Annotated in this window: 24 protein-coding genes; 10 read left to right on the forward strand and 14 right to left on the reverse strand. The window is 64.2% G+C overall.

Annotation, left to right across the window (positions count from 1 at the left end; translation table 11 throughout):
- The first annotated feature begins 10 nt into the window (after window positions 1-10).
- From cpaB to ACFO0G_RS02535, 6 genes are all read left to right on the forward strand, one after another.
- Window positions 11-766: a Flp pilus assembly protein CpaB gene (gene cpaB, locus ACFO0G_RS02510; RefSeq protein ID WP_376976334.1), complete on the forward strand. Its 756-nt coding sequence runs from the start codon at window positions 11-13 to the stop codon at window positions 764-766.
- Entirely contained in the window at window positions 763-1,956 is a 1,194-nt protein-coding gene (locus ACFO0G_RS02515) for an AAA family ATPase (protein WP_376976335.1), read from the forward strand. Before cpaB ends, ACFO0G_RS02515 begins: the two co-directional genes overlap by 4 nt.
- Window positions 1,956-3,431: a CpaF family protein gene (locus ACFO0G_RS02520; protein ID WP_286398183.1), complete on the forward strand. Its 1,476-nt coding sequence runs from the start codon at window positions 1,956-1,958 to the stop codon at window positions 3,429-3,431. Before ACFO0G_RS02515 ends, ACFO0G_RS02520 begins: the two co-directional genes overlap by 1 nt.
- Before the next feature lie 10 nt (window positions 3,432-3,441).
- On the forward strand, window positions 3,442-4,374 hold the full coding sequence (locus tag ACFO0G_RS02525) for a type II secretion system F family protein (protein ID WP_376976336.1): 933 nt from the start codon (window positions 3,442-3,444) through the stop codon (window positions 4,372-4,374).
- Window positions 4,375-4,381: 7 nt separating this feature from the next.
- The gene (locus ACFO0G_RS02530) at window positions 4,382-5,266 is read left to right on the forward strand and encodes a type II secretion system F family protein (RefSeq protein ID WP_376976337.1); all 885 of its coding nucleotides are present in this window, start codon (window positions 4,382-4,384) and stop codon (window positions 5,264-5,266) included.
- Window positions 5,267-5,360: 94 nt separating this feature from the next.
- Window positions 5,361-5,843, forward strand: a complete 483-nt coding sequence (locus tag ACFO0G_RS02535) for an Hpt domain-containing protein (protein WP_376976338.1) — start codon at window positions 5,361-5,363, stop codon at window positions 5,841-5,843.
- Window positions 5,844-5,881: 38 nt separating this feature from the next.
- Here ACFO0G_RS02535 and ACFO0G_RS02540 read toward each other — a convergent pair whose 3' ends face one another.
- Entirely contained in the window at window positions 5,882-6,661 is a 780-nt protein-coding gene (locus ACFO0G_RS02540; RefSeq protein ID WP_376976339.1) for a response regulator transcription factor, read from the reverse strand.
- Between the two features lie 254 nt (window positions 6,662-6,915).
- On the opposite strand from ACFO0G_RS02540, the gene ACFO0G_RS02545 reads away from it, so the two are divergent.
- Window positions 6,916-8,583, forward strand: a complete 1,668-nt coding sequence (locus ACFO0G_RS02545) for a sensor histidine kinase (RefSeq protein ID WP_376976340.1) — start codon at window positions 6,916-6,918, stop codon at window positions 8,581-8,583.
- Here ACFO0G_RS02545 and ACFO0G_RS02550 read toward each other — a convergent pair whose 3' ends face one another.
- The 8 genes from ACFO0G_RS02550 to ACFO0G_RS02585 form a co-directional block, all read right to left on the reverse strand.
- Window positions 8,584-9,477 carry a tRNA pseudouridine synthase A gene (locus ACFO0G_RS02550; RefSeq protein WP_376976341.1) on the reverse strand — a complete coding sequence of 298 codons (894 nt, stop codon included), beginning with the start codon at window positions 9,475-9,477 and terminating at the stop codon, window positions 8,584-8,586.
- A gap of 32 nt (window positions 9,478-9,509) precedes the next feature.
- Window positions 9,510-10,082 carry a 50S ribosomal protein L17 gene (gene rplQ / locus ACFO0G_RS02555; RefSeq protein ID WP_376976342.1) on the reverse strand — a complete coding sequence of 191 codons (573 nt, stop codon included), beginning with the start codon at window positions 10,080-10,082 and terminating at the stop codon, window positions 9,510-9,512.
- Window positions 10,083-10,150: 68 nt separating this feature from the next.
- Window positions 10,151-11,161, reverse strand: a complete 1,011-nt coding sequence (locus tag ACFO0G_RS02560) for a DNA-directed RNA polymerase subunit alpha (protein WP_013601812.1) — start codon at window positions 11,159-11,161, stop codon at window positions 10,151-10,153.
- 130 nt (window positions 11,162-11,291) lie between these two features.
- Window positions 11,292-11,693: a 30S ribosomal protein S11 gene (gene rpsK, locus ACFO0G_RS02565; protein ID WP_018760435.1), complete on the reverse strand. Its 402-nt coding sequence runs from the start codon at window positions 11,691-11,693 to the stop codon at window positions 11,292-11,294.
- A gap of 54 nt (window positions 11,694-11,747) precedes the next feature.
- Window positions 11,748-12,122 carry a 30S ribosomal protein S13 gene (rpsM, locus tag ACFO0G_RS02570; RefSeq protein ID WP_003803743.1) on the reverse strand — a complete coding sequence of 125 codons (375 nt, stop codon included), beginning with the start codon at window positions 12,120-12,122 and terminating at the stop codon, window positions 11,748-11,750.
- A 184-nt stretch (window positions 12,123-12,306) separates the two neighbouring features.
- The gene (gene rpmJ / locus ACFO0G_RS02575) at window positions 12,307-12,420 is read right to left on the reverse strand and encodes a 50S ribosomal protein L36 (RefSeq protein ID WP_009358722.1); all 114 of its coding nucleotides are present in this window, start codon (window positions 12,418-12,420) and stop codon (window positions 12,307-12,309) included.
- A gap of 71 nt (window positions 12,421-12,491) precedes the next feature.
- Window positions 12,492-12,713, reverse strand: a complete 222-nt coding sequence (gene infA, locus ACFO0G_RS02580) for a translation initiation factor IF-1 (protein WP_009358723.1) — start codon at window positions 12,711-12,713, stop codon at window positions 12,492-12,494.
- A gap of 171 nt (window positions 12,714-12,884) precedes the next feature.
- Window positions 12,885-13,937: a P1 family peptidase gene (locus ACFO0G_RS02585; RefSeq protein WP_376976343.1), complete on the reverse strand. Its 1,053-nt coding sequence runs from the start codon at window positions 13,935-13,937 to the stop codon at window positions 12,885-12,887.
- A gap of 224 nt (window positions 13,938-14,161) precedes the next feature.
- Here ACFO0G_RS02585 and ACFO0G_RS02590 point away from each other — a divergent pair, with 224 nt between their 5' ends.
- The 3 genes from ACFO0G_RS02590 (at window position 14,162) to ACFO0G_RS02600 (ending at window position 17,459) form a co-directional block, all read left to right on the forward strand.
- Window positions 14,162-15,121 carry a carbohydrate ABC transporter permease gene (locus ACFO0G_RS02590; protein WP_376976344.1) on the forward strand — a complete coding sequence of 320 codons (960 nt, stop codon included), beginning with the start codon at window positions 14,162-14,164 and terminating at the stop codon, window positions 15,119-15,121.
- Window positions 15,118-16,038: a carbohydrate ABC transporter permease gene (locus ACFO0G_RS02595; RefSeq protein ID WP_286398199.1), complete on the forward strand. Its 921-nt coding sequence runs from the start codon at window positions 15,118-15,120 to the stop codon at window positions 16,036-16,038. Before ACFO0G_RS02590 ends, ACFO0G_RS02595 begins: the two co-directional genes overlap by 4 nt.
- A 71-nt stretch (window positions 16,039-16,109) precedes the next feature.
- Window positions 16,110-17,459 carry an ABC transporter substrate-binding protein gene (locus ACFO0G_RS02600; RefSeq protein ID WP_376976345.1) on the forward strand — a complete coding sequence of 450 codons (1,350 nt, stop codon included), beginning with the start codon at window positions 16,110-16,112 and terminating at the stop codon, window positions 17,457-17,459.
- A gap of 106 nt (window positions 17,460-17,565) precedes the next feature.
- Here ACFO0G_RS02600 and map read toward each other — a convergent pair whose 3' ends face one another.
- The 5 genes from map to rpmD all read right to left on the reverse strand — a co-directional run bounded on the left by map (window position 17,566) and on the right by rpmD (window position 21,257).
- Complete coding sequence (gene map / locus ACFO0G_RS02605; protein WP_376976346.1) at window positions 17,566-18,393, reverse strand: type I methionyl aminopeptidase; 828 nt, start codon at window positions 18,391-18,393, stop codon at window positions 17,566-17,568.
- Window positions 18,394-18,468: 75 nt separating this feature from the next.
- The gene (locus tag ACFO0G_RS02610) at window positions 18,469-19,038 is read right to left on the reverse strand and encodes an adenylate kinase (RefSeq protein ID WP_286398204.1); all 570 of its coding nucleotides are present in this window, start codon (window positions 19,036-19,038) and stop codon (window positions 18,469-18,471) included.
- Between the two features lie 5 nt (window positions 19,039-19,043).
- Window positions 19,044-20,354 (reverse strand): preprotein translocase subunit SecY, encoded by a 1,311-nt coding sequence (gene secY, locus ACFO0G_RS02615; protein WP_142133092.1) that lies wholly within the window; start codon window positions 20,352-20,354, stop codon window positions 19,044-19,046.
- Between the two features lie 210 nt (window positions 20,355-20,564).
- Window positions 20,565-21,050, reverse strand: coding sequence for a 50S ribosomal protein L15 (gene rplO / locus ACFO0G_RS02620; RefSeq protein WP_013601817.1), 486 nt, complete (start codon window positions 21,048-21,050; stop codon window positions 20,565-20,567).
- Window positions 21,051-21,257 carry a 50S ribosomal protein L30 gene (gene rpmD, locus ACFO0G_RS02625; RefSeq protein WP_009358731.1) on the reverse strand — a complete coding sequence of 69 codons (207 nt, stop codon included), beginning with the start codon at window positions 21,255-21,257 and terminating at the stop codon, window positions 21,051-21,053.
- Between the last annotated feature and the right edge of the window lies 1 nt (window position 21,258).

A 21,258-nucleotide genomic window follows, 5' to 3' on the forward strand; every position in this document is an offset into this window, starting at 1 on the left:
GGAGAACAACGTGAAGTCTCGCATGCTCGCCGGCACGGCCGCCGTAGCCTTGGCGCTTGTGGGAGCCCTCCTCATAATCGTCTACGCAAACGGCGCGGACGCACGGGCGATGGCCAGCACCAACCCCAAGAAAGTGCTGGTTGTTCAAAAAGCCATCCCGGCCGGAACCCCGGTGAATGACATGACGGCCTCCCTGGTCATCGAGGACGTTCCCGCCGCCGGTGTAGCCACCACCGCACTCACCTCTTTGGACGGCAAGGGCGGAACGGTCGCCGCCGTCGACCTGGTCCCCGGCGAGCAACTACTCGCCGAACGCCTCGTCTCACCAGCAGATGTCAAGAGCAGCAGTGCGGCCAAGGTGCCCGCAGGCATGCAGGAAGTCACGTTTGAGTTGGAGCCGAAAAAGGTAGTGGGCGGCCGTCTCGAAGCTGGAGACCATGTGGCCATTGGATTCAGCTTCCCGGCCGGCGCGGACAAGAGTAAGCCGGGCGAGCCTACCTCGCAGCTCGCTCTTCGCAAGGTCCTGGTCACGGCGGTCCAACGGGCGCCGCAATCCAGCGACGCGAAAAAGACAACCGACGGCACCAACCCCCAGGACACCACCCTTCCCCAAGGCTCCTTCATGATCACTGTGGCGGTGAGTGACGTGGACGCCAACAAAATCATCTTCACCACAATAAATGGCAGCCTCTGGCTCACCAAGGAACCCCTCGATGCCCAGGACAACGGCGGCTTCATCGCCAGGAAGGACAACGTGTACAAATGAGCCGTTTCGTCCTCCTCTCCCCCAACGCCGAGTTCGACCAGAAGCTGCGCGCCGCCGTCGCCCACGGCCTGCGCGGCACCGTGCAGACCATCGCCAGTGACATCCTCCCCGCAGGCCCGGCGGAACTGTTCGGCCTCCTCAACCAGGAACAGCCCGAAGTCCTGATCATCGGCCCGGATGTCCCTTATGAAGAGGCACTGCGGTTCGCCAAGGTCTTTGACGTCCAGCTCCCCGGCCTCAGCCTGGTCCTGGTCAGCGACGTGGACCCGGATTTCCTGCTGCACGCCATGCGCGCCGGCATCCGGGACATCCTCAGCCCGCAGGCCGACCCGGCTGAAATCAGGGTGCTGCTGGAACGCGCCTGCCAGTCCTTCGCCACCCGCCACCGCGGTCCCGAGCAGCAGCAGGCAGAAAACGGCAGGGGCCTGGTCATCGGCGTCTTCTCCCCCAAGGGCGGCGTGGGCAAAACCACCCTGGCCACCAACATTGCCATCGGCCTGGGCCAGATCGCACCCATGAGCGTGGTCATCGTGGACCTCGACCTGCAGTTCGGCGACGTCGCCTCCGGCCTCTACCTCAACCCGCAGCACACCGTCACGGATGCCGTCACCCCCGCAGCTGCCCAGGATTCCCTAGTCCTCAAGGCCTTCCTGACCGTGCACCCGGCCGGCATCTACGCCCTGTGCGCCCCGCCCAACCCGGTGGACGCGGACCATATCACGCCGGAACAGGTCAGCCACCTGCTGGAACAGCTGGCGCAGGAATTCCAGTACGTGGTCGTAGATACAGCCCCCGGCATGCCGGAAATCGGCCTCGCCGCCATGGAACAGTGCACCGACGTGGTCTGGGTCAGCGCCATGGATATCCCCAGCCTGCGCGGCCTCCGCTCCGGCCTGGAGGTCCTCCGCCAGCTGGACATCATGCCCGAATCCCGCCACGTGGTCCTGAACATGGCCGACGCCAAAGCCGGCCTGAACGTCCAGGATGTCGAATCCACTATCGGCGCCCCCGTGGATGTCAGCGTCCCCCGCTCGCGCGCCGTGGCACTGTCCACCAACCGCGGCATCCCCGTCCTCCAGGAATCGAAGAAAGACCCCGCCGTCAAAAGCCTCCGCCAGCTGGTGGAGCGCTTCAACCCGGCGTGGCGCACGCAGACCCAGCGGAAGCTTCACCGAAGGGTGGTTATCTGATGAAACTCTCCGAACGCATCAACGCGGCCCAAAGCCGCCAGTCGTCCGGCACCGCACTGCTCGAGCCCCCGCGCCCGGCGCCGTCGCCGACCCCGGCGGAAAGCACGGAGCGGCACCTTCCGGCGCATGCCGCCGTCGTGCATTCAGCGCACGACGGCGGCACCCAGCAGGTGCCCACGGCACCCAAGGTGGACGTCTTCGCCGCCATGAAGGACAGGGCGGCCACCGCGCTGTTCGAGCGCATGGGAACGCGCTTCAACGATGCCGCCGTCACCGAACAGGAACTGCGGAGCACCGCCAAGGAGGAGCTGACCCGCATCGTCGACGCCGAGCAGGTGCCGCTGACCCCGGAGGAACGCACCCGCCTGGTCCAGGACGTAGCCGACGATGTGCTGGGCTATGGCCCCCTCCAGCGCCTGCTGGACGATCCCGCCGTCACCGAAATCATGGTCAACCGCATGGACCAGATCTATGTGGAACGCAAAGGCAAGCTCACGCTCACCGAGTCCCGGTTCAGCTCCGAGGAACACCTGCGCAAGGTCATCGAACGCATTGTGTCCAAGGTGGGCCGCCGTATCGACGAGTCCTCCCCGCTGGTGGACGCGCGCCTGGAAGACGGCTCCCGTGTCAACGCCGTCATCCCGCCGCTGGCCGTGGGCGGTTCCTCGCTGACCATCCGAAAGTTCAGCAAGACCCCGCTGACGGTCCGCAACCTGATCGACTTCGGCACGCTGACGCCGGAAATGGCCGAACTGTTGAACGCCTGCGTCAAAGCCAAGCTGAACATCATCGTCTCCGGCGGTACCGGCACGGGAAAGACCACGCTGCTGAACGTCCTGTCCTCATTCCTGCCGCACGACGAACGCATTGTGACTATCGAGGACGCCGTGGAACTGCAGATCCAGCAGGACCATGTGGTCCGGCTGGAAAGCCGTCCGCCCAACACTGAGGGCAAGGGCGCGGTGACCATCCGCGAGCTCCTCCGCAACTCCCTCCGAATGCGCCCCGACCGGATCGTGGTGGGCGAGGTCCGTGGCGGCGAGTCCCTGGACATGCTGCAGGCCATGAACACCGGCCACGACGGCTCCCTCTCCACCGTGCACTCCAACTCCCCCCGCGACGCCGTGGCCCGCCTTGAAACCCTGGTGCTGATGGCCGGCATGGACCTTCCGCTGCGCGCCATCCGAGAGCAGATCGCCTCCGCCGTGAACCTCATTGTCCAGATTTCCAGGCTCCGTGATGGCTCCCGCCGCATCACCCACGTCACCGAGGTGCAGGGCATGGAAGGCGACATCGTCACCCTCCAGGACGCTTTCGTCTTCGACTATTCCGCAGGCGTGGACGCCCAGGGGCGGTTCCTTGGCCGACCCGTCGCCACGGGCATCCGGCCGCGGTTCATCGACCGGTTCGAGGACCTGGGCATCCACGTGTCGCCGGCAGTGTTCGCCACTCCGCTGGGCCCCGGCGCGAAGTAGGGACTGAGCCATGATCATCGCCATCGGAAGCGTCATCCTCCTGGCAGCAATCGTCCTGCTCGGGGTCGCCGTGCTCCTGCCGAGCGCACCCTCGGTGCCGCTGGACCGCCGTCGTCCGTTTGAACCCGAGCCGCCGTCCTCCCTGTCCCGCCTGGCGCTGTCCGGCGTCAGGTCCTTTGAGCGGCTGCTCGCGGGCCGGAACGTCAAGCTGTTCTCCCGCGCGGAACTGGAGAACGCGGGCCTGCGCCTCAGCCAGGCCGAATTCTTCCTGCTGGTGGGCATCGGCGCCTGCGTTGGGATGCTGGTGGGCACCGTGACAGTGGGTCCCCTGGTGGGGCTGCTGCTTGCCCTGCTGGCTCCGTTCGTGGGCAAACTGGTCCTCGGCTTCCTGGCTGGCAAGCGCCGCACCGCCTTCGACGGGCAGCTGGGCGATACGCTCCAGCTGCTCTCCGGCGGCCTCCGGGCAGGCCACAGCATCCTGCGCGCCATCGACGCAGCGGCGGCTGAATCCCAAAAGCCGACGTCGGAGGAGATGCGGCGGGTGATCACCGAAACCAGCCTGGGCCGTGACCTGCTCGCCGCCCTCAATGACACCGCCGACCGGATGAAGAACGAGGACTTCATCTGGATCTCCCAGGCAATCCAGATCAACCGCGAAGTGGGCGGCAACCTGGCCGAGGTGCTGGACCAGGTCAACGAGACCATCCGCGAGCGCGCGGAGATCAAGGGCCACATCAAGGCCCTCGCGGCCGAAGGCAAGTTCTCCGCGTACATCCTGATCGCCATGCCCTTTGGCATCGTGGCCATGCTGCTCGCGGTGAGCCCGAACTACATGAACTCGATGTTCACCCATCCCCTGGGCTGGGTGATGATCGGCGCCTCGTTTGTCCTGATGACCATCGGCGCGCTGTGGATGCGCAAGATCATCGACCTGAAGTTCTGAGGAGACCATGAACCTGATAGTCCTCCTCTCCGTCCTGCTGGTCTGCGTCCCGGTGGCGGCACTGGCATGGTCCGTCCTGACCGTGGACAAGCAGGGGCGCGTGGCTGTCACCGAACTGCTCTCCCGCGGCGCACCACCAGTCGCGGTTGCTCCTACCGGAGCGCCGGCGCGTCTCGAAGCCCTGGGCCGGCACCTCACTCCCCCGGCATACGTCGCGCTTCTGGACCGGCTCCTGTCCCTCGCCGGCCGGCCCGCCTCCATGCCGCTGGGAAAGGTGCTGGGATCGAAGATCGGCCTTGGCGTCGCCGGTGCCGCGGCTGGCCTCTATCTGACCTCCATCGGCAGTTCACCGATGATGAAACTAGCCGGGCTCTTCGTCCTGGTCCTCGGCTACTTCATCCCTGACCTCCTCCTTTACAGCAAGGGCCAGGAGCGGCAAAAGGCGATGCAGCTGGAGCTGGCCAACACGCTGGACCAAATGCTCATCTCCGTGGAAGCCGGACTTGGCTTCGAAGGCGCCATGGCCCGCGCCGGCGAGAACGGCAAGGGCCCGCTCGCCGAAGAACTGGTGCGCACCCTGCAGGACATGCAGGTGGGACGCAGCCGGCGCGAGTCCTACATCGCCCTGGCTGAGCGGACCAATATCCCGGAGTTGCGCAGCTTTGTGCAGGCCGTGGTGCAGGCCGACACCTACGGCATCGCCATCAGCCGGGTCCTGCGCGTCCAGGCCAAGGTCATGCGGGTCAAGCGGCGCCAGCGGGCCGAGGAAAAGGCCATGAAACTGCCCGTCATGATCCTTTTCCCGCTGCTGTTCTTCATCTTCCCGGTCCTCTTCATCGCCATTCTGGGACCGGCTGTTATCAATGCGGTGATGACTTTCAGCGGGCAGTAGCGCCTACGCAGGCCGACGGCAAGTTTGCCTCAAGGTTTACACAGAATGATGACAAATAGGCCAACGGCGGATTTCCAGGAAGTAGCCTTGAACAATGCACAGTACCGATCCCGGTCCCGGCGGAAAGAGCCCCGCTGCGGACTCGCCGCTGCCCGGGGTCGCTCTACCTGCTCCTGCCGTTCCCGCTCCCAGCGTGGGACCTTCACTCGAGGCGGCGAATCTGTTGCCACTGATTGATGCCGCAGTCCTTGACGAGCTTGAAGAGGAACTGGCCGGTACCGGACTGGCCCAGCGCTTCGCCCGAGACTATGCCGCCATGTGGGATCTCCGGCTGACCCGGCTGGGAACAGCGGTGGACAGGCGGGATGAGGACTCCGCCCTGGACGCTGTCATCAGCCTCAAAATCAGCTCCGCCATGGTGGGCGGCCTCAGGCTGGCAAGGCTCGCCGAACTCCTGGAAGGCCTGATCCGGCAGGGCGACTTTGCCCAGGGCCAGGCCATGATGGCCGGTGTGGCCCGGGACGGGGCACGCACAGTCTCCGAGCTCCAGGCAACCTACATCCTGGAGAAGGGCTGACCCATCAGTTCCGGGAGTCAGCACCTTGAGGATCGCGGTTAGGCGTCATCAGGACGACGCGGCGCCAACCGGTAGCCGACACCGCGGACCGTCTGCAGCCAGCGTGGCGAGAGCTGGTCCTCCTTGAGCTTGCGCCGCAGGTTTCCCACGTGGACCTCCACGGCGCGCTCGTCCGCTTCGCTGATGTAGGTTTCGCGGTCGTAGAACTCGCCCCGCACGGCCCGCACCAGGTCAGCCCTGGTGCACACGGCACCGCCGCCCTTCAGCAGCACGTGGAGCAGGTCGAACTCACTGCGGGTCAGTCCCAGCGGCTGGCCTTTGATTTCCACGGTGCGCGTCCGGTGGTTCAGGAGGAGTCCGTTGTGCTGCAGGACTCCGGGCTCTGCATGGGCAGCAGGAGCCGGGGCCTGGCCCCAGGACGGGGACGGGTTCTGCCCGTCCGCCTCATGCCGGGGCCTGCGCATCATTGCCGCCACCCGCGCCCGGAGTTCCCTGGGCCTGAAGGGTTTGGCGATGTAGTCGTCCGCGCCCGCATTTAGTGCTGACAGCAGGTCCGGTTCCTCCGTGCGGCCGGTCAGCATCACCACATAAGCGTTGCTGAAATTCCGGATCCGCCGCAAAACCTCAAACCCGTCAATATCCGGCAGGCCAATATCGAGCGTCACGACATTTGCCTGCTTGCTGCGGACAACGTCAACCCCGGTCCGCCCATCTACCGCTGAATGCACTTCGAAGCCCGCCTGGGTCAATACACCTTCCAGGAGGTTACGCACATCGGCGTCATCCTCGATTACTACAGCTACACCAAGATCGTCCATTGCTATCCCTGCGCCAGGCGAAGATGGCCCCCCATTGGCCCAGCGCCAATGCCAATCCCGCTCCAACCATTTATACGCTACTAGTAAGCCTTGCTGATGACACCCGTAACGGCGCCGGAAATTGAAAAGTCAATTATTATGACAAGACGTGTGCAATATCCATGGGAAAGGGTGGTTGCCCAAGGTAACTGGGGGGAATTGATAGACCTTGGCGGCACCTGCCTTCCAAATGCGAAGGGGTACGAGTCAGAAACATGGCTGAGCCGTTGTTCCAGCGTGGACCCGGCCGCATCTTCCGCCGGTTGGGACCCCGTGCCCAAGTGGCGTTGTGTCAGCTCCCCCTTACCTTCCTTGTGGCTGTCATTGCCGTGGCCACACCGTTCGCCTGGCCTTCCCTGACATACAGCCCCCTGTATGTGGCCGGAATTGTCCTGCACGCAATCCTGTTCCTTGGCTGCTTCCTGGTCCCCTGGGAACGGCTGGCACACCGCCCCTACCTGCTGATTCCCGTCCTGGATTTCGCCGCCATCGGTTTCCTCCGCAATGGCGCGGCGCCCCTCTTGCCCGGGCTTGCGGTGCTGGTAGTCTTCCCGGTCATTTGGCTCTCCGCCTCCGGCATGCTGGCCCGCAGCAGCCTGGTGCTCAGCTTCCTCGGGCCGCTGCTGATCATGCTTCCTTCAGCCGCGGCCGACTTCCCAGCTGTCACCGCCTCCGACTTCACCATCGTCGTCCTCTTTCCCGTCATGATGCTGGCCGTGTCCCTGGCCATCCGCTTTGCCAGCGTGAGCCTTCGGCAGCAGCAGGCCGAACTGGCGGACAAGGACCGCGAACTCCGGGACCTGCTGGCCGCAAGCCGGGAACGGGAGAAGCTGCTGGAAACCGTGCTGGACGCCACCGACGTCGGTATTGCCGCCGTCGACCGTTCCGGGCACTTCCTGGTGTCCAACAGCCGGCAGCGCAATTTCCGCCGCGCCACGGGGGCCGACGAAGCCATTCCCGGGCAGGGGCACCAGCTGATCTTTGGGCAGGACCGCCGCACCCTGCTTCCGCGGGACCGCAGGCCTATCAGCCGGGCCATGGCCGGTGAGTCGTTCGCCGACTATCTGGTGTGGGCGGGCGAGGGACCGGAGCAGCGTGCCGTATCCACGGCCGCCCGCCCCCTGGTCAGCGAGGACGGCCGGCTCACCGGCGCCGTGGTGGTCTACAGCGACGTCACCGGTTGGGTGGAATCCCTGGCGGCCAACCAGGAGCTCATCTCCAATGTCACGCACGAATTCAAGACCCCGCTCAATTCGATCCTGGGCAACGTGGACCTGGTGCTGGAAGACCTCGATGAGCTGCCCGCGCACGTCGCCAAGCGTCTGCTGGTGGTGCAGCGCAACGCCGAACGGCTGCTGGACCTGGTGGCCGACCTGACCGCTTCCGCCTCCACCACCCTGAACGTCCATCCCAAGCGGACCGACCTGGCCAGCCTGGTGGAGACCAGCCTGAGTTCCGCCCAGGCTTCGGCCCTGCGGTCCCACGTGGAGATTGCCGCCGATGTCCCCTCGCCCCTGTGGGCCTACGCGGACCCGCTGCGGATCGGGCAGGTGCTGGACAACCTGGTGTCCAACGCCATCAAATACAGTCCCGACGGCGGCAAGGTCAGCATCAGCGCCCAGGCGGACCGGCAGTGGGTCCGCCTGAGCGTCACGGACACCGGGATGGGCATGTCGCACGAGGACGCTGCCAGGGCTTTCAACCGCTTCTTCCGCGCCGAGTCCGCGCAGAAGGCCGCCATTCCCGGGGCAGGACTGGGGCTTTCCATCACCCGCATGATCGTGGAACGGCACGGCGGCAGCATCATGTGCGAGAGCGGCGAAGGCCAGGGCAGCACCTTCACGGTGACGCTGCCGGCAGAAGGCCCGCCCCCGGCGTTCTAATCAGTACTCGCGGACGGCCCTTGTCTGCTCGGCGCGCGCCAGCAACTGGCTGTCCGACGGGTAGGCCACTTCCTCCAGCACCAGGGGGTGCGGAGCGGCCAGGACAGACTTGGCATCGCGCTTCTGCAGCAGCAGCCGCTCGTACAACCAGCCCGGTTCCACCGCCCCCTCCCCCACGTACAGGGCAGAGCCGATCAGGGCGCGGACCATGTTGTGGCAGAAGGCGTCGGCCTGGACGGTGGCCACAATGACGCCGTTCTCGCCTCGCCGGAACTCAAAGCGCTGCAGTTCCCTGATGGTGGTGGCTCCTTCGCGTGGCTTGCAGAAAGACAGGAAGTTCTGCAGGCCCAGCAGTTGCGAGGCGCCCTCGTTGAGCAGGTCAACGTCCAGCGGGCTCTTGTGCCACAGCGTAAAGTACCGCTCCAGCGGGTCCCAGAGGGCGGGCCCGTCCGCGATCCGGTAGCTGTACCGCCGCCAGAGCGCGGAGAAGCGGGCGTCGAAACCCTCAGGCGCCAACCCGATGGAATGCACCTCCACCGCGCCGTGGAGGTCGCCGAGGGCCCGGTTCAGGGCGCCGCGGAGCCTGCGCAACATGGCGACGGCGGGATCCAGCTCATGTCCGCGCGGCAGCCCCAGCCACTCGGCTACGGTGAGGTCCAAGTGCACCACCTGCCCTCGGGCGTGGACTCCGGCGTCGGTCCGCCCCGCAACGGTGACCCGGACCTGGCGGCGGACCAAAAGCTCGATCGCTTCCTCAAGCACGCCCTGGACAGTCCGCAGTCCGGGCTGCACGGCCCACCCGCTGAACGGGCCGCCGTCGTACGAAAGATCAAGCCGGATACGCAAAAACCCGCCGCCCCCTGAAACGGGGGCCGCGGGTTCTTGGTGGTTCACAGACCTAAGTCTATGCGAAGGAAATCAGCGAATTACTTCGCGTCCTTCTCCTCGACTGCGGGAGCCTCGGCAGCTTCCTCAGCGGCCGGAGCCTCTTCGGTTGCAGCTTCCTCAGCAGCGGGTGCCTCTTCGGTTGCAGCAGCTTCCTCAGCGGCCGGAGCCTCTTCAACGGGAGCTTCCTCGGCGGCCGGAGCAGCCTTGGCGGCAGCCTGGGTAGCCTCGGCTACGACGGCCTGCTTGGCGGAAACCGGCTCGAGGACCAGTTCGATGACAGCCATGGGAGCGTTGTCGCCCTTGCGGTTGCCGATCTTGGTGATGCGGGTGTAGCCGCCGTCGCGGTTCTCCACAGCCTGGGCGATGTCGGTGAACAGCTCATGGACGACGCCCTTGTTGCTGATCAGGCCGAGAACGCGGCGGCGGGAAGCGAGGTCGCCACGCTTGGCGAAGGTGACCAGGCGTTCTGCATACGGCTTCAGGCGCTTGGCCTTGGTCACCGTGGTGGTGATCCGCTTGTGCTCGAACAGGGATGCTGCCAGGTTCGCGAGCATGAGGCGCTCGTGAGCCGGGCCGCCGCCGAGGCGCGGACCCTTAGTGGGGGTAGGCATAATTGTTTCTCCTCATGTGGAAGCCGTGGGCGGCACACCATGGTGCTGCCCGCCGGCCAAGGTCTGGTTTAGAGTTCGTCGTCGCCGAACGCGGCGTCGTCCTCTTCGATTGCTGCGGCGCGTGCTGCGAGGTCAAAACCGGGAGGCGAGTCCTTGAGGGACAGGCCCAGTTCAACCAGCTTTGCCTTGACCTCGTCAATGGACTTGGCACCGAAGTTGCGGATGTCCATCAGGTCAGCCTCGGAGCGGGCAACGAGTTCACCCACGGTGTGGATGCCCTCACGCTTGAGGCAGTTGTAGGAACGGACGGTGAGGTCCAGATCCTCGATCGGCAGTGCCATGTCAGCTGCCAGGGCAGCGTCGGTGGGCGACGGGCCGATCTCGATACCTTCAGCTGCGGTGTTCAGCTCACGGGCCAGACCGAACAGTTCCACCAGGGTGGTGCCTGCGGAAGCAACGGCATCGCGCGGGGCGATGGCCTGCTTGGTCTCGACGTCGACAATCAGCTTGTCGAAGTCGGTGCGCTGCTCAACACGGGTTGCTTCCACGCGGAAAGTAACCTTCAGCACCGGCGAGTAGATGGAGTCGACCGGGATGCGGCCGATCTCTGCGTCGCCGGACTTGTTCTGAGCTGCCGAAACGTAGCCGCGGCCGCGCTCGATGGTCAGTTCGAGTTCGAACTTGCCCTTCGAGTTCAGCGTGGCGATGTGCAGATCCGGGTTGTGGAATTCGACGCCGGCCGGCGGAGCGATGTCCGCGGCGGTGACGACTCCGGGGCCCTGCTTGCGCAGGTAAGCCACGACAGGCTCGTCGTGCTCGGAGGAAACCGACAGGCTCTTGATGTTAAGGATGATCTCGGTGACATCTTCCTTGACACCCGGAACCGTGGTGAACTCGTGCAGCACACCATCGATCCGGATGCTGGTTACGGCAGCACCGGGGATGGAGGAGAGCAGGGTACGGCGGAGGGAGTTTCCGAGGGTGTAGCCGAAGCCCGGTTCCAGCGGTTCAATGATGAAACGCGAACGGTTTTCGGAGACGACCTCTTCGGAGAGGGTGGGGCGCTGTGCAATGAGCACTTAGGTTTCCTTTCGGCGAGCATCCGCTATATGACGCAACACAGGTGGTGGAAATTCGGTCTGAAGACTTAACGCGCTGGGCTTGCCCGGACCATCGCTGGTCCGGGCAAGCTCCTGCTGCGGAAAAGAATTAGACGCGGCGGCGCTTCGGCGGGCGACAGCCGTTGTGGGCTGCGGGGGTGACGTCCTGGATGGAGCCAACCTCGAGGCCTGCGGCCTGCAGCGAACGGATGGCGGTCTCGCGTCCGGAACCCGGTCCCTTGACGAAAACGTCTACCTTGCGCATGCCGTGCTCCTGCGCACGCTTGGCAGCGGCTTCGGCAGCCATCTGGGCAGCGAACGGGGTGGACTTACGCGAGCCCTTGAAGCCAACCTCACCGGAGGAAGCCCAGGAAATAACAGCGCCGCTCGGATCCGTGATGGAAACGATGGTGTTGTTAAAGGTGCTCTTGATGTGCGCCTGGCCAAGCGCGATATTCTTCTTGTCCTTCTTACGCGGCTTGCGAACCGCGCCACGAGTCTTCGGGGGCATTTTTTCTCCTACAGAAAGTTATTGGGGAAAGTCCGTAAATCCCGGGCGGGGATTTTAACGGGCCTTCTTCTTGCCGGCGACGGTACGCTTCGGGCCCTTGCGGGTACGTGCGTTGGTCTTCGTACGCTGACCGCGTACGGGCAGGCCCTTGCGGTGGCGCAGGCCTTCGTAGCTGCCGATTTCAACCTTGCGGCGGATATCTGCTGCTACTTCGCGGCGAAGGTCACCCTCAACCTTGTAGTTGCCTTCAATGTAGTCACGCAGCTCAACCAGCTGGGCGTCAGTCAGGTCCTTGACGCGAACGTCAGCGCTGATGCCCGTGGCAGCCAGGGTTTCGTGTGCACGGGTCTTGCCCACGCCGTAGATGTAAGTAAGCGCAATTTCCAGCCGCTTTTCGCGGGGAATGTCTACGCCAGCGAGACGAGCCATAGTGGCAGTACTCCTTGATAAACCGGAGGTCGTAGGCAGTACACCCGCACAATCCGTGCGGCCCCAGCCTCCGACCGGGGGTTAGCTGTCCGGACTCTTTCGAGCTCAATGTTCCAGATCAGCTTGTGCTGCCTTTATTTACTTGCGTGGGTTAGCAACCCAGGATTTCCTTCAGGGAAGGAAATTAGCCCTGGCGCTGCTTGTGGCGCGGGTTCTCGCAGATCACCATGACCCGGCCATTACGGCGGATCACTTTGCACTTTTCGCAGATCTGCTTGACGCTCGGCTTGACCTTCATGGCATTCCTTTGCGTGTAGCAGTTTGGTCAACTGGAGCGGCAGCCAGTTTGTCCTGACGCCGCCCAGCAATTTACTTGTAGCGGTAGACGATACGACCACGGGTGAGGTCGTACGGGCTCAGCTCCACCACTACGCGGTCCTCAGGGAGGATTCGGATGTAGTGCTGACGCATCTTTCCAGAGATGTGTGCCAGAACGATGTGCTTGTTGGTGAGCTCAACGCGAAACATCGCGTTAGGCAGCGCCTCGGTCACAACGCCTTCGATCTCAATGACCCCGTCCTTCTTGGCCATACCCTCCGCTAACTGTTGTTGCCGCGGCCCCGCCGGATTGCACCGGGCATGACCACGAACGTTTTTGTTGGATCGATTGCCGTCTCCAGGCCCAAAAGGGCGTGGCAGTCCAGACAACCAACAAACAACACTACCCCGTCAGCCGGTAAAAGTTAAATCGGCCATAGTAGCCTACGCGGAGCGGTACGCACCATATTCACCCACGGGGGTGGTGATAGTTTCAGCGCTGGCCACGCCGTCAAGGATGGCCAAGCGTACGACGTCGGCTGCCGCACTTTGCAGCGTCATTAGGCTCAGCTGCCGGGCAGCTTCGTCCGAGCGGTCGAGTGCCACGGCACCGGTTGCCAGGCAGAAGACAGTGTCCCCGTCGGCCAGGGTGTGTGAGGGGTTGAGAGCTCTCGCGATCCCCGCGTGAGCCGCCGCGGCAGTCCGCTTACATTCGGCCACATCAAGAACGGCGTTGGTAGCCACAACGACCAAAGTAGTGTTGAAGGGCGGCGCAGCGGCACCCGCTTGAGGTGAATCAGGAACCCGGAAGCGCGCGTCTAAGGTGGGCCCACGCGAGCCGGGTTCCCTGGCCGAGCTTGCGAGGTTAGGGGGCTCGTGGGGAGGAACGACCGAGCGCGCGGAGGGTTCGTGATTCCCCGACGGGGACACCGGCAATCCCAACGCATTCACCACTGCGATTGCCCCCACAACTACACCGTTATTGAGCGTGACCGACGCTGTTCCTACGCCACCTTTGTACTGCCCCCTGCCGATGAGCGCCCCGGTGCCGGCGCCCACGTTGCCGCGTTCGACGTCGTGCCCTTCCTTTTGCCCTGCTGCGGCGGCCGTTGCCGCGTAGCCCATGTCGGGCGTCGGGCGTGCGGAGAAGTCGCCTCCCCTGCCCAAATCGAAGATGGCGGCGGCGGGAACAATGGGCACCACTCCCCCGGGGACGGCGAAGCCGCGGCCGTTTTCCTCGCACCAGCGCTGGGCTCCTGCCGCCGACGTCAGCCCGTACGCACTGCCCCCGGTGAGGACCACCGCGTCGACGCCGCTGACCAGCGTGGTGGGGTCAAGGGCGTCTGTTTCGTGGGTGGCAGGCCCGCCGCCCTGGACATCCACCGAGCCCACCGTCCCCGGCGGCGGCAGGACCACGGTGACCCCCGTCAGCCAGCCGTCGCCGTCGTTCTGGACATGGCCCACGCGAATGCCCGCGACGTCGGTAATGGTTCCCATGCCCCTATTGTCCCCTCTGCTGGCGCGCCCCTGCCGCAGGAGCAAACTTTATGCGAGACTGCAAACAACACAGGGTTAATGGGCAAGGAAGCCTTTGTTAACTATTTGAGGAGAAGGGCTTTTTCAGGGGTTTCGCCCACCGACAATGTGGTGAAGTAATGGCTTGATTCCCCTTACCCGCGAGACCGGCCACAAGCCGGCTCCGAAACCCGTGAGAGATCCGCATGACACGTCAACTCTCCCCGCGGCCCTCCACCAGGCCCGCTGACCCCGCGGCCGGTGCCGCCAAGATACCCCGCAGGCGGTGGACAGCCAGGAGCCGCCGGGACTTCTTCGTTTTCCTTGCCATGGCGTTGCCCAACCTGGTGCTGATCGCCGTCTTCACCTACCGTCCGCTGTTCAGCAACATGTACTACTCCACGCTGGACTGGACGCTGGGCTCCCCCACCGCCAGCGTCGTGGGCCTTGCCAACTACGTCACCTTCTTCAGCAGCAACGATGCGCCGAAGGTCCTGGGCACCACTGCCGTATTCACCCTGGTCACGGTGGGCGGATCCATGCTGCTGGGCCTGCTGGTAGCACTGGCGCTGAACGCGAAGGTCCGCGGCACCACGTTCGCCCGCTCCGCCGTCTTTGCGCCCTATGTACTCTCCGGCGTCGGCGTGGGCCTGGTATGGCTGTTCATCTTCGACCCCGGCTACGGCGTCCTGGCCTGGCTGCTGCGGGGCCTCGGGCAGCAAAGCCCGCAGTGGATCAACGATCCCCAGCTCTCGCTGGTCATGGTGATCCTGGTCTACGTCTGGAAGAACCTGGGCTACTGCGCCGTGGTGTACCTGGCCGGGCTGCAGTCCCTCCCCACGGAGGTCATGGAGGCTGCCTCCCTCGACGGTGCCAACGGGTTCCGGCGCTTCATGAGCATCTCGCTGCCGCTGCTGTCCCCCACCACGTTCTTCCTCCTGATCACCACCATGCTCAGCTCCCTGCAGGCCTTCGACCTGATCCGGATCATGACGCCGCTGGGCACCGGCACCAGCACCCTGATTTACGAGGCCTACCTGCAGGCCTTCGGCGCGTACAACAGGGCCGGCTACTCGGCAGCCATTTCCGTGGTGCTGTTCGCCATCCTCCTGGTCATCACCGTGCTGCAGCTGCGGTTCGTGGAACGAAAGGTGCACTACTCGTGACCTCCCTGTCACCGGTCAACCCGGACCCCGCTGCCCCTGCCGTTCCCGGCCCCGCCCAGGACCTCCGCCGCGACCGCCCGTTCTCGCGCCGCAACCTCATCCAGACGGTGGTGGGCGGCTACCTGCCCCTGCTCATCGCAACACTAGTGGTCTTCCTGCCGCTGCTGTGGATGGTGTTGAGCTCCTTCAAGCAGTCCGGCGAAATCGTCACCACGGACCTGAAGATCCTCCCCGAGAGCCTCAATCTGGAGAACTACCGGACTGCCATGACCACGGTTCCGTTTGGGCAGTTCTTCCTGAACAGCACCATCGTCACCCTGGCCGGCGCCACCATCAAGGTGATCCTGGCGATCCTGACGGCGTACGCCCTGGTCTTTGTCCGCTTCCCGTTCCGGAACTTCATCTTCCTGCTGATCCTGGTAGCCCTCATGGTGCCGCCGCAGGTCTCCATCCTGCCCAACTTCATCCTGATCGCCGGGATGGGCGGCAAGAACACCCTGTGGGGCATCATCCTTCCCGGCCTGGGCACCGCGTTCGGCACCTTCCTGCTGCGCCAGCACTTCCGCACCCTGCCTAATTCGATCCTCGAGTCAGCAGAGATGGACGGCGCCGGCCACTGGCGCCGGCTGTGGCAAATCGTGGTCCCGGTCTCGGTGCCGTCCATCGCCACAGTGGCGCTGGTGACGATCGTGACCGAGTGGAATGACTACATCTGGCCGCTCATCATCACCGACCGCCCGGAAACCATGACCCTTCCCGTGGGGCTGACCCTGCTGCAGAACAACGAGAGCAACGCCGCTGGCTGGGGTGTCCTCATGGCCGGCGCGGTCCTGGTCATCGTCCCCATCCTGATCATCTTCGCCGCCCTGCAGCGCTACATCGTGGCCGGCCTCACCCAAGGGAGCGTGACGGGCTGAGCTGCCAGCCGGCGTCGTACTTTCCAACCCAACTTTCACATTTTCAAAGGCAACAACCGAAAGGAACTGTCATGACACTTCATCTGGACCGGAGGCATTTCCTGGGCCTGGCAGGGGTAACCGCCTCTGCCGCTGCCCTGGCCGCGTGCGGCGGACCCTCAACCACCGGCGGCGGGCAGGCCACCTCCCAGGCGGCCGACATCGACTTCAGCGGCGTGAAGCCGGCGGCCAAGATCGACTTCTGGTCCAGCCACCCCGGCCAGTCGCAGGATGTTGAGAAGAGCCTGATCGAGAAATTCCAGGCCAAGAACCCCGGCATCACCGTCAACCTGGTGACGGCCGGCGCCAACTACGAGGAAATCGCGCAGAAGTTCCAGACGGCGCAGGCCGCCAAGTCGGGCCTTCCGGGCGTGGTGGTCCTCTCGGACGTGTGGTGGTTCCGCTACTACACCAACGGCAGCATCATCCCCGTGGACAGCCTCACCAAGCAGCTGAACATGAAGATGGATGATTTCCAGCAGTCGCTGGTCAACGACTACAAGTACGACGGCAAGCAGTGGGCGCTCCCCTACGGCCGCTCGACCCCGCTGTTCTACTACAACAAGGACCACTTTGCCGCTGCCGGAATTCCGGACCGCGCGCCCAAGACCTGGGACGAATTCGGCCAGTGGGCGCCCAAGTTGAAGGCAGCTTCCGGCGCCCAGTACGCCTACATCTACCCCGCCCTTGCCGGCTACGCGGGCTGGACGCTGCAGAACATGCTGTGGGGCTGGGGCGGCGGCTGGTCCAAGGAATGGGACATTACCTGCGACTCCGCCGACTCCGTTGCCGCCCTGCAGTGGGCACAGGACTCGATCTATAAGGACAAGTGGGCAGGCGTCTCCTCCAAGGAAGCCGCGGACGACTTCTCGGCCGGCCTGACTTCCGCCACCATCGCCTCCACAGGTTCGCTGCTGGGGATCTTGAAGTCGGCCAAGTTCAACGTGGGCGTCGGCTTCCTGCCGGGCGGTCCCAAGGCCACCACCAACGTCTGCCCCACGGGCGGCGCGGGCCTGGGCATCCCCAGCGGGATCACCAAGGAGGAACAGCTCGCCGCAGGGATGTTCCTCGATTTCGTCACCCAGCCGGAGAGCACCGTCGAGTTCTCTGCGGCCACCGGCTACATGCCCACCCGGAAGTCGGCGGACATGAGCGCGGTCCTGGCCAAGACGCCGCAGATCCAGACTGCCGTGGACCAGCTCGCGGTCACCAAGGTCCAGGACAACGCGCGTGTGTTCCTGCCCGGTGCAGACCAGGAGATGGCCAAGGCCGCGGCGAAGATCCTCACCCAGCAGGGCGACGTGAAGTCCACCATGACGGACCTGAAGAACACGCTGCAGAGCATCTACGACCGCGACGTGAAGCCGAAGCTGAAGTCGTAAGAGTTTCTGACCCGCAAAAGCGCTGGCGATACGCAAAATCCCTGTCGACCCCTCTATATGGGGGTCGACAGGGATTTTCTGCGTCGCAAGCGGATGTGCGTGTGCCTTACGGGATCGGCACCGGGGTGACGCCGAGGGGCACCAGGTGCTCCGCGCCGCCGTCGGACGCTGAAAGTACCCAGATGCCCTTCTCGTGCACCGCCACGGAATGCTCCCACTGGCAGGAGCGCTTGCCGTCCGTGGTCACCACAGTCCAGTCATCTTCCAGGACAGCGGTTTCGATGCCGCCGCGGACCAGCATGGGCTCGATGGCGAGGCAGAGGCCCGGCTTGATCTTGGGGCCGCGGTGGTTGGTCCGGTAGTTCAGGACGTCCGGGGCCATGTGCATCTCGGAGCCGATGCCATGGCCCACGTAGTCCTCCAGGATGCCCAGCGGCTTGCCGGGGACGGACGAAACGTAGTCGTCGATCGCCGCGCCGATGTCCCCAACGTGCGAGCCGTTGGCCAGCGCCGCGATGCCGCGCCACATTGCGGCCTGGGTGATATCGGAGAGCCGCTGGTCCTCCGGGTCCGCCGTGCCTATGATCACCGTGCGCGCGGAGTCCGAGTGCCAGCCGTTGACGATGGCCCCGCCGTCGATGGAGATGATGTCCCCGTCCTGCAGGACCCGGCTGCCGGGAATGCCGTGCACCACTTCCTCATTCACGGAGGTGCAGATGGTGGCCGGGAAGCCGTGGTAGCCCAGGAAGTTGGACTTCGCGCCAGCCTCGTTGAGTACAGCGGCGAAGACGTCGTCCAGGTGCTTGGTGGTGACCCCCGGCACCGCGGCGGCAACGGCGGCGTCCAGTGCACGGCTGAGGACCAGGCCTGCCTCGTGCATGGTGCGCATCTGGGCGTTGTTCTTGTATTCGATGCGGGGCTGGCCGAAGGCCATGGTGTTTCCTTTCAAATGGCTGAGGCTCCTCCCGGATGCCGGGAGGAGCCTCGATAAAACCGGGGCCGCCTTTGGTCAGGCTGCCTGTGCTGCCTTAATGGCCTGCATCACGCGGTTGGTGACTTCGTCGATGGGACCGATCCCGTCAACCTGGGTGAGGATGCCGCGCTCGGCGTACTTCGACACCACAGCTTCGGTCTGCTCGTGGTACAGGTCCAGGCGGTGGCGGATGACGGCTTCGTTGTCGTCGCTCCGGCCCGTTTCCTTGGCCCGGCCCAGGAGGCGGTGCACCAGTTCCTCGTCATCGGCGGTCAGCTGGAGGACCACGTCGAGCTTCTCGTCGCCGTCGGCGAGGATCTCGTCAAGGTAATCCACCTGCGCGGTGGTGCGCGGGTAGCCGTCCAGGAGGAAGCCGTTGTTCACGTCGGACTCGCCGAGGCGGTCGCGGACCATCTTGTTGGTCACGCTGTCCGGAACGAAGTCGCCGTTGTCCATGAACTTCTTGGCCTCGAGGCCCAGCGGCGTTTCACCCTTCACGTTGGCACGGAAGATGTCGCCGGTGGAGATGGCCACAACGCCGAGGCGTTCTGAGATCCGCTCCGCCTGCGTTCCTTTTCCGGAACCGGGAGGTCCAATAATCAGCATTCTCGTCATCGCAAAAGCCCTTCGTAGTGACGTTGTTGTAGCTGCGCATCAATCTGCTTTACGGTCTCCAAACCAACGCCCACCATGATCAGGATCGAGGTGCCACCGAACGGGAAGTTCTGGTTCGCGTTGATCAGTACCAGTGCCACCAGCGGAATCAGTGCCACGAAGCCCAGGTAGAGGGCGCCGGGCAGGGTAATCCGTGAGAGCACGTACTGCAGGTAATCAGCGGTCGGCCTGCCGGCGCGGATACCTGGAATGAAGCCGCCGTACTTCTTCATGTTGTCTGAGACTTCTTCAGGGTTGAAGGTAATCGCGACGTAGAAGTAGGTGAAGAACACGATCAGGACGAAGTAAACCGCCATATAGATCGGGTGGTCACCGCGGGTCAGGTTGTTGTTGATCCACTCAACCCACGGCTGGATGGGCTCACCGTTCCGGGGCTGGTTGAACTGTGCAATCAACCCGGGAATGTAGAGCATGGAGGAAGCGAAGATCACCGGAATGACACCGGCCATGTTCACCTTGATGGGAATGTAGGTGCTGGTGCCGCCCACGGTGCGCCGCCCGATCATGCGCTTGGCGTACTGCACGGGGATGCGGCGCTGGGACTGTTCCACGAAGACCACCAGCGCAACGGTGAGCAGGCCCACGGCGAGGACGATGAAGAAAGTCCCGGGACCCTGGGAGGTCCAGATGGCGCCCAGCGAGGTGGGGAACTGCGCGGCGATGGAGGTGAAGATGAGCAGCGACATGCCGTTACCCACGCCCTTCTCCGTGACGAGCTCGCCCATCCACATGATCAGGCCGGTACCGGCCGTCAGCGTGATGATGATCAGGATGGTGGTGATGATGCTGGAGTCCGGGATCACCGGCAGCTGGCAACCTGGCAGCAACTGCCCGGAGCGGGCCAGGGACACCAGGGTGGTGGCGTTGAGCAGGCCAAGGGCGATGGTGAGGTAGCGGGTGTACTGGGTCAGCTTGGACTGGCCCGAGGCGCCCTCTTCATAGAGCTGCTGGAACCGGGGAATGACCACCCGGAGCAGCTGCACGATGATGCTCGCCGTGATGTAAGGCATGATGCCCAGGGCGAAAATGGACACCTGGAGCAACGCGCCGCCGCTGAAGAGGTTAACGAGCTGGTACAACCCGCCGGCGGTCTTACCGCTTTGCAAGCATTGCTGGACATTCTGGTAGTTCACACCTGGCGAGGGGATGAAAGCACCCAAGCGGAAGATAGTGATGATTGCCAGCGTGAACAACAACTTGCGTCGCAGATCAGGCGTACGAAAGGCCCGGCCAAATGCGCTAAGCAAGCGTCCTCCTGTGGTGTCAATAAGGGTGGGGTGGCGGAATTTGATAAATCCCGACAACCGAGTCTAACGGTTGAATGCGCCCTGCGAACAATCCACGGCAGCGCACATGCGCCGGATGGCGGGAATAATTCGCCCGGCGGATATGAAAAACTCCCGGTATCCGGGGCCAAAGCCCACGGATACCGGGAGTTAAACAGCTGGCGCCGTCCCTTACAGGGCGGTGGTGCTTCCGCCTGCTGCAGCAATCTTTTCAGCGGCGCTGGCCGAGAATGCGTGGGCGGTGACGTCAACCTTGACGGTGATGTCGCCGGTGCCCAGCACCTTGACGGGCTGGTTCTTGCGAACGGCACCCTTTTCGACCAGGTTCTCCACGGTGACTGCGCCACCTTCCGGGAACAGCTCGTTGAGCTTGTCCAGGTTTACAACCTGGAACTCGACCCGGAACGGGTTCTTGAAGCCACGCAGCTTAGGCAGGCGCATGTGCAGCGGCAGCTGGCCGCCGGCAAAGCCAGCCTTAACCTGGTAGCGGGCAGCCGTACCCTTGGTACCGCGGCCGGCGGTCTTACCCTTGGATGCCTCACCACGACCAACACGGGTCTTGGCGGTCTTGGCACCCGGGGCGGGACGCAGGTGGTGAACCTTCAGGGCGTTCTGCTTCTCAGCAGCCTGTGCCTTATCAGCAGTGTTCTCTGCCATTTACTTCGCCTCCTCTACCTTTACCAGGTGCGGAACCGTGTTGAGCATTCCAACAGTCACGGCGTCGGCGGTGCGGACAACGGTGTGTCCGATCCGCTTCAGGCCGAGGGACCGCAGGGTGTCGCGCTGGTTCTGCTTGCCGCCAATGGCGGACTTGATCTGAGTGATTTCCAACTGAGCGTCGGAAGGAACCAGGTTCTTAGCCATG

The organism is Arthrobacter sedimenti (assembly GCF_042652025.1).
Classification (GTDB): Bacteria; Actinomycetota; Actinomycetes; order Actinomycetales; family Micrococcaceae; genus Arthrobacter; species Arthrobacter sedimenti.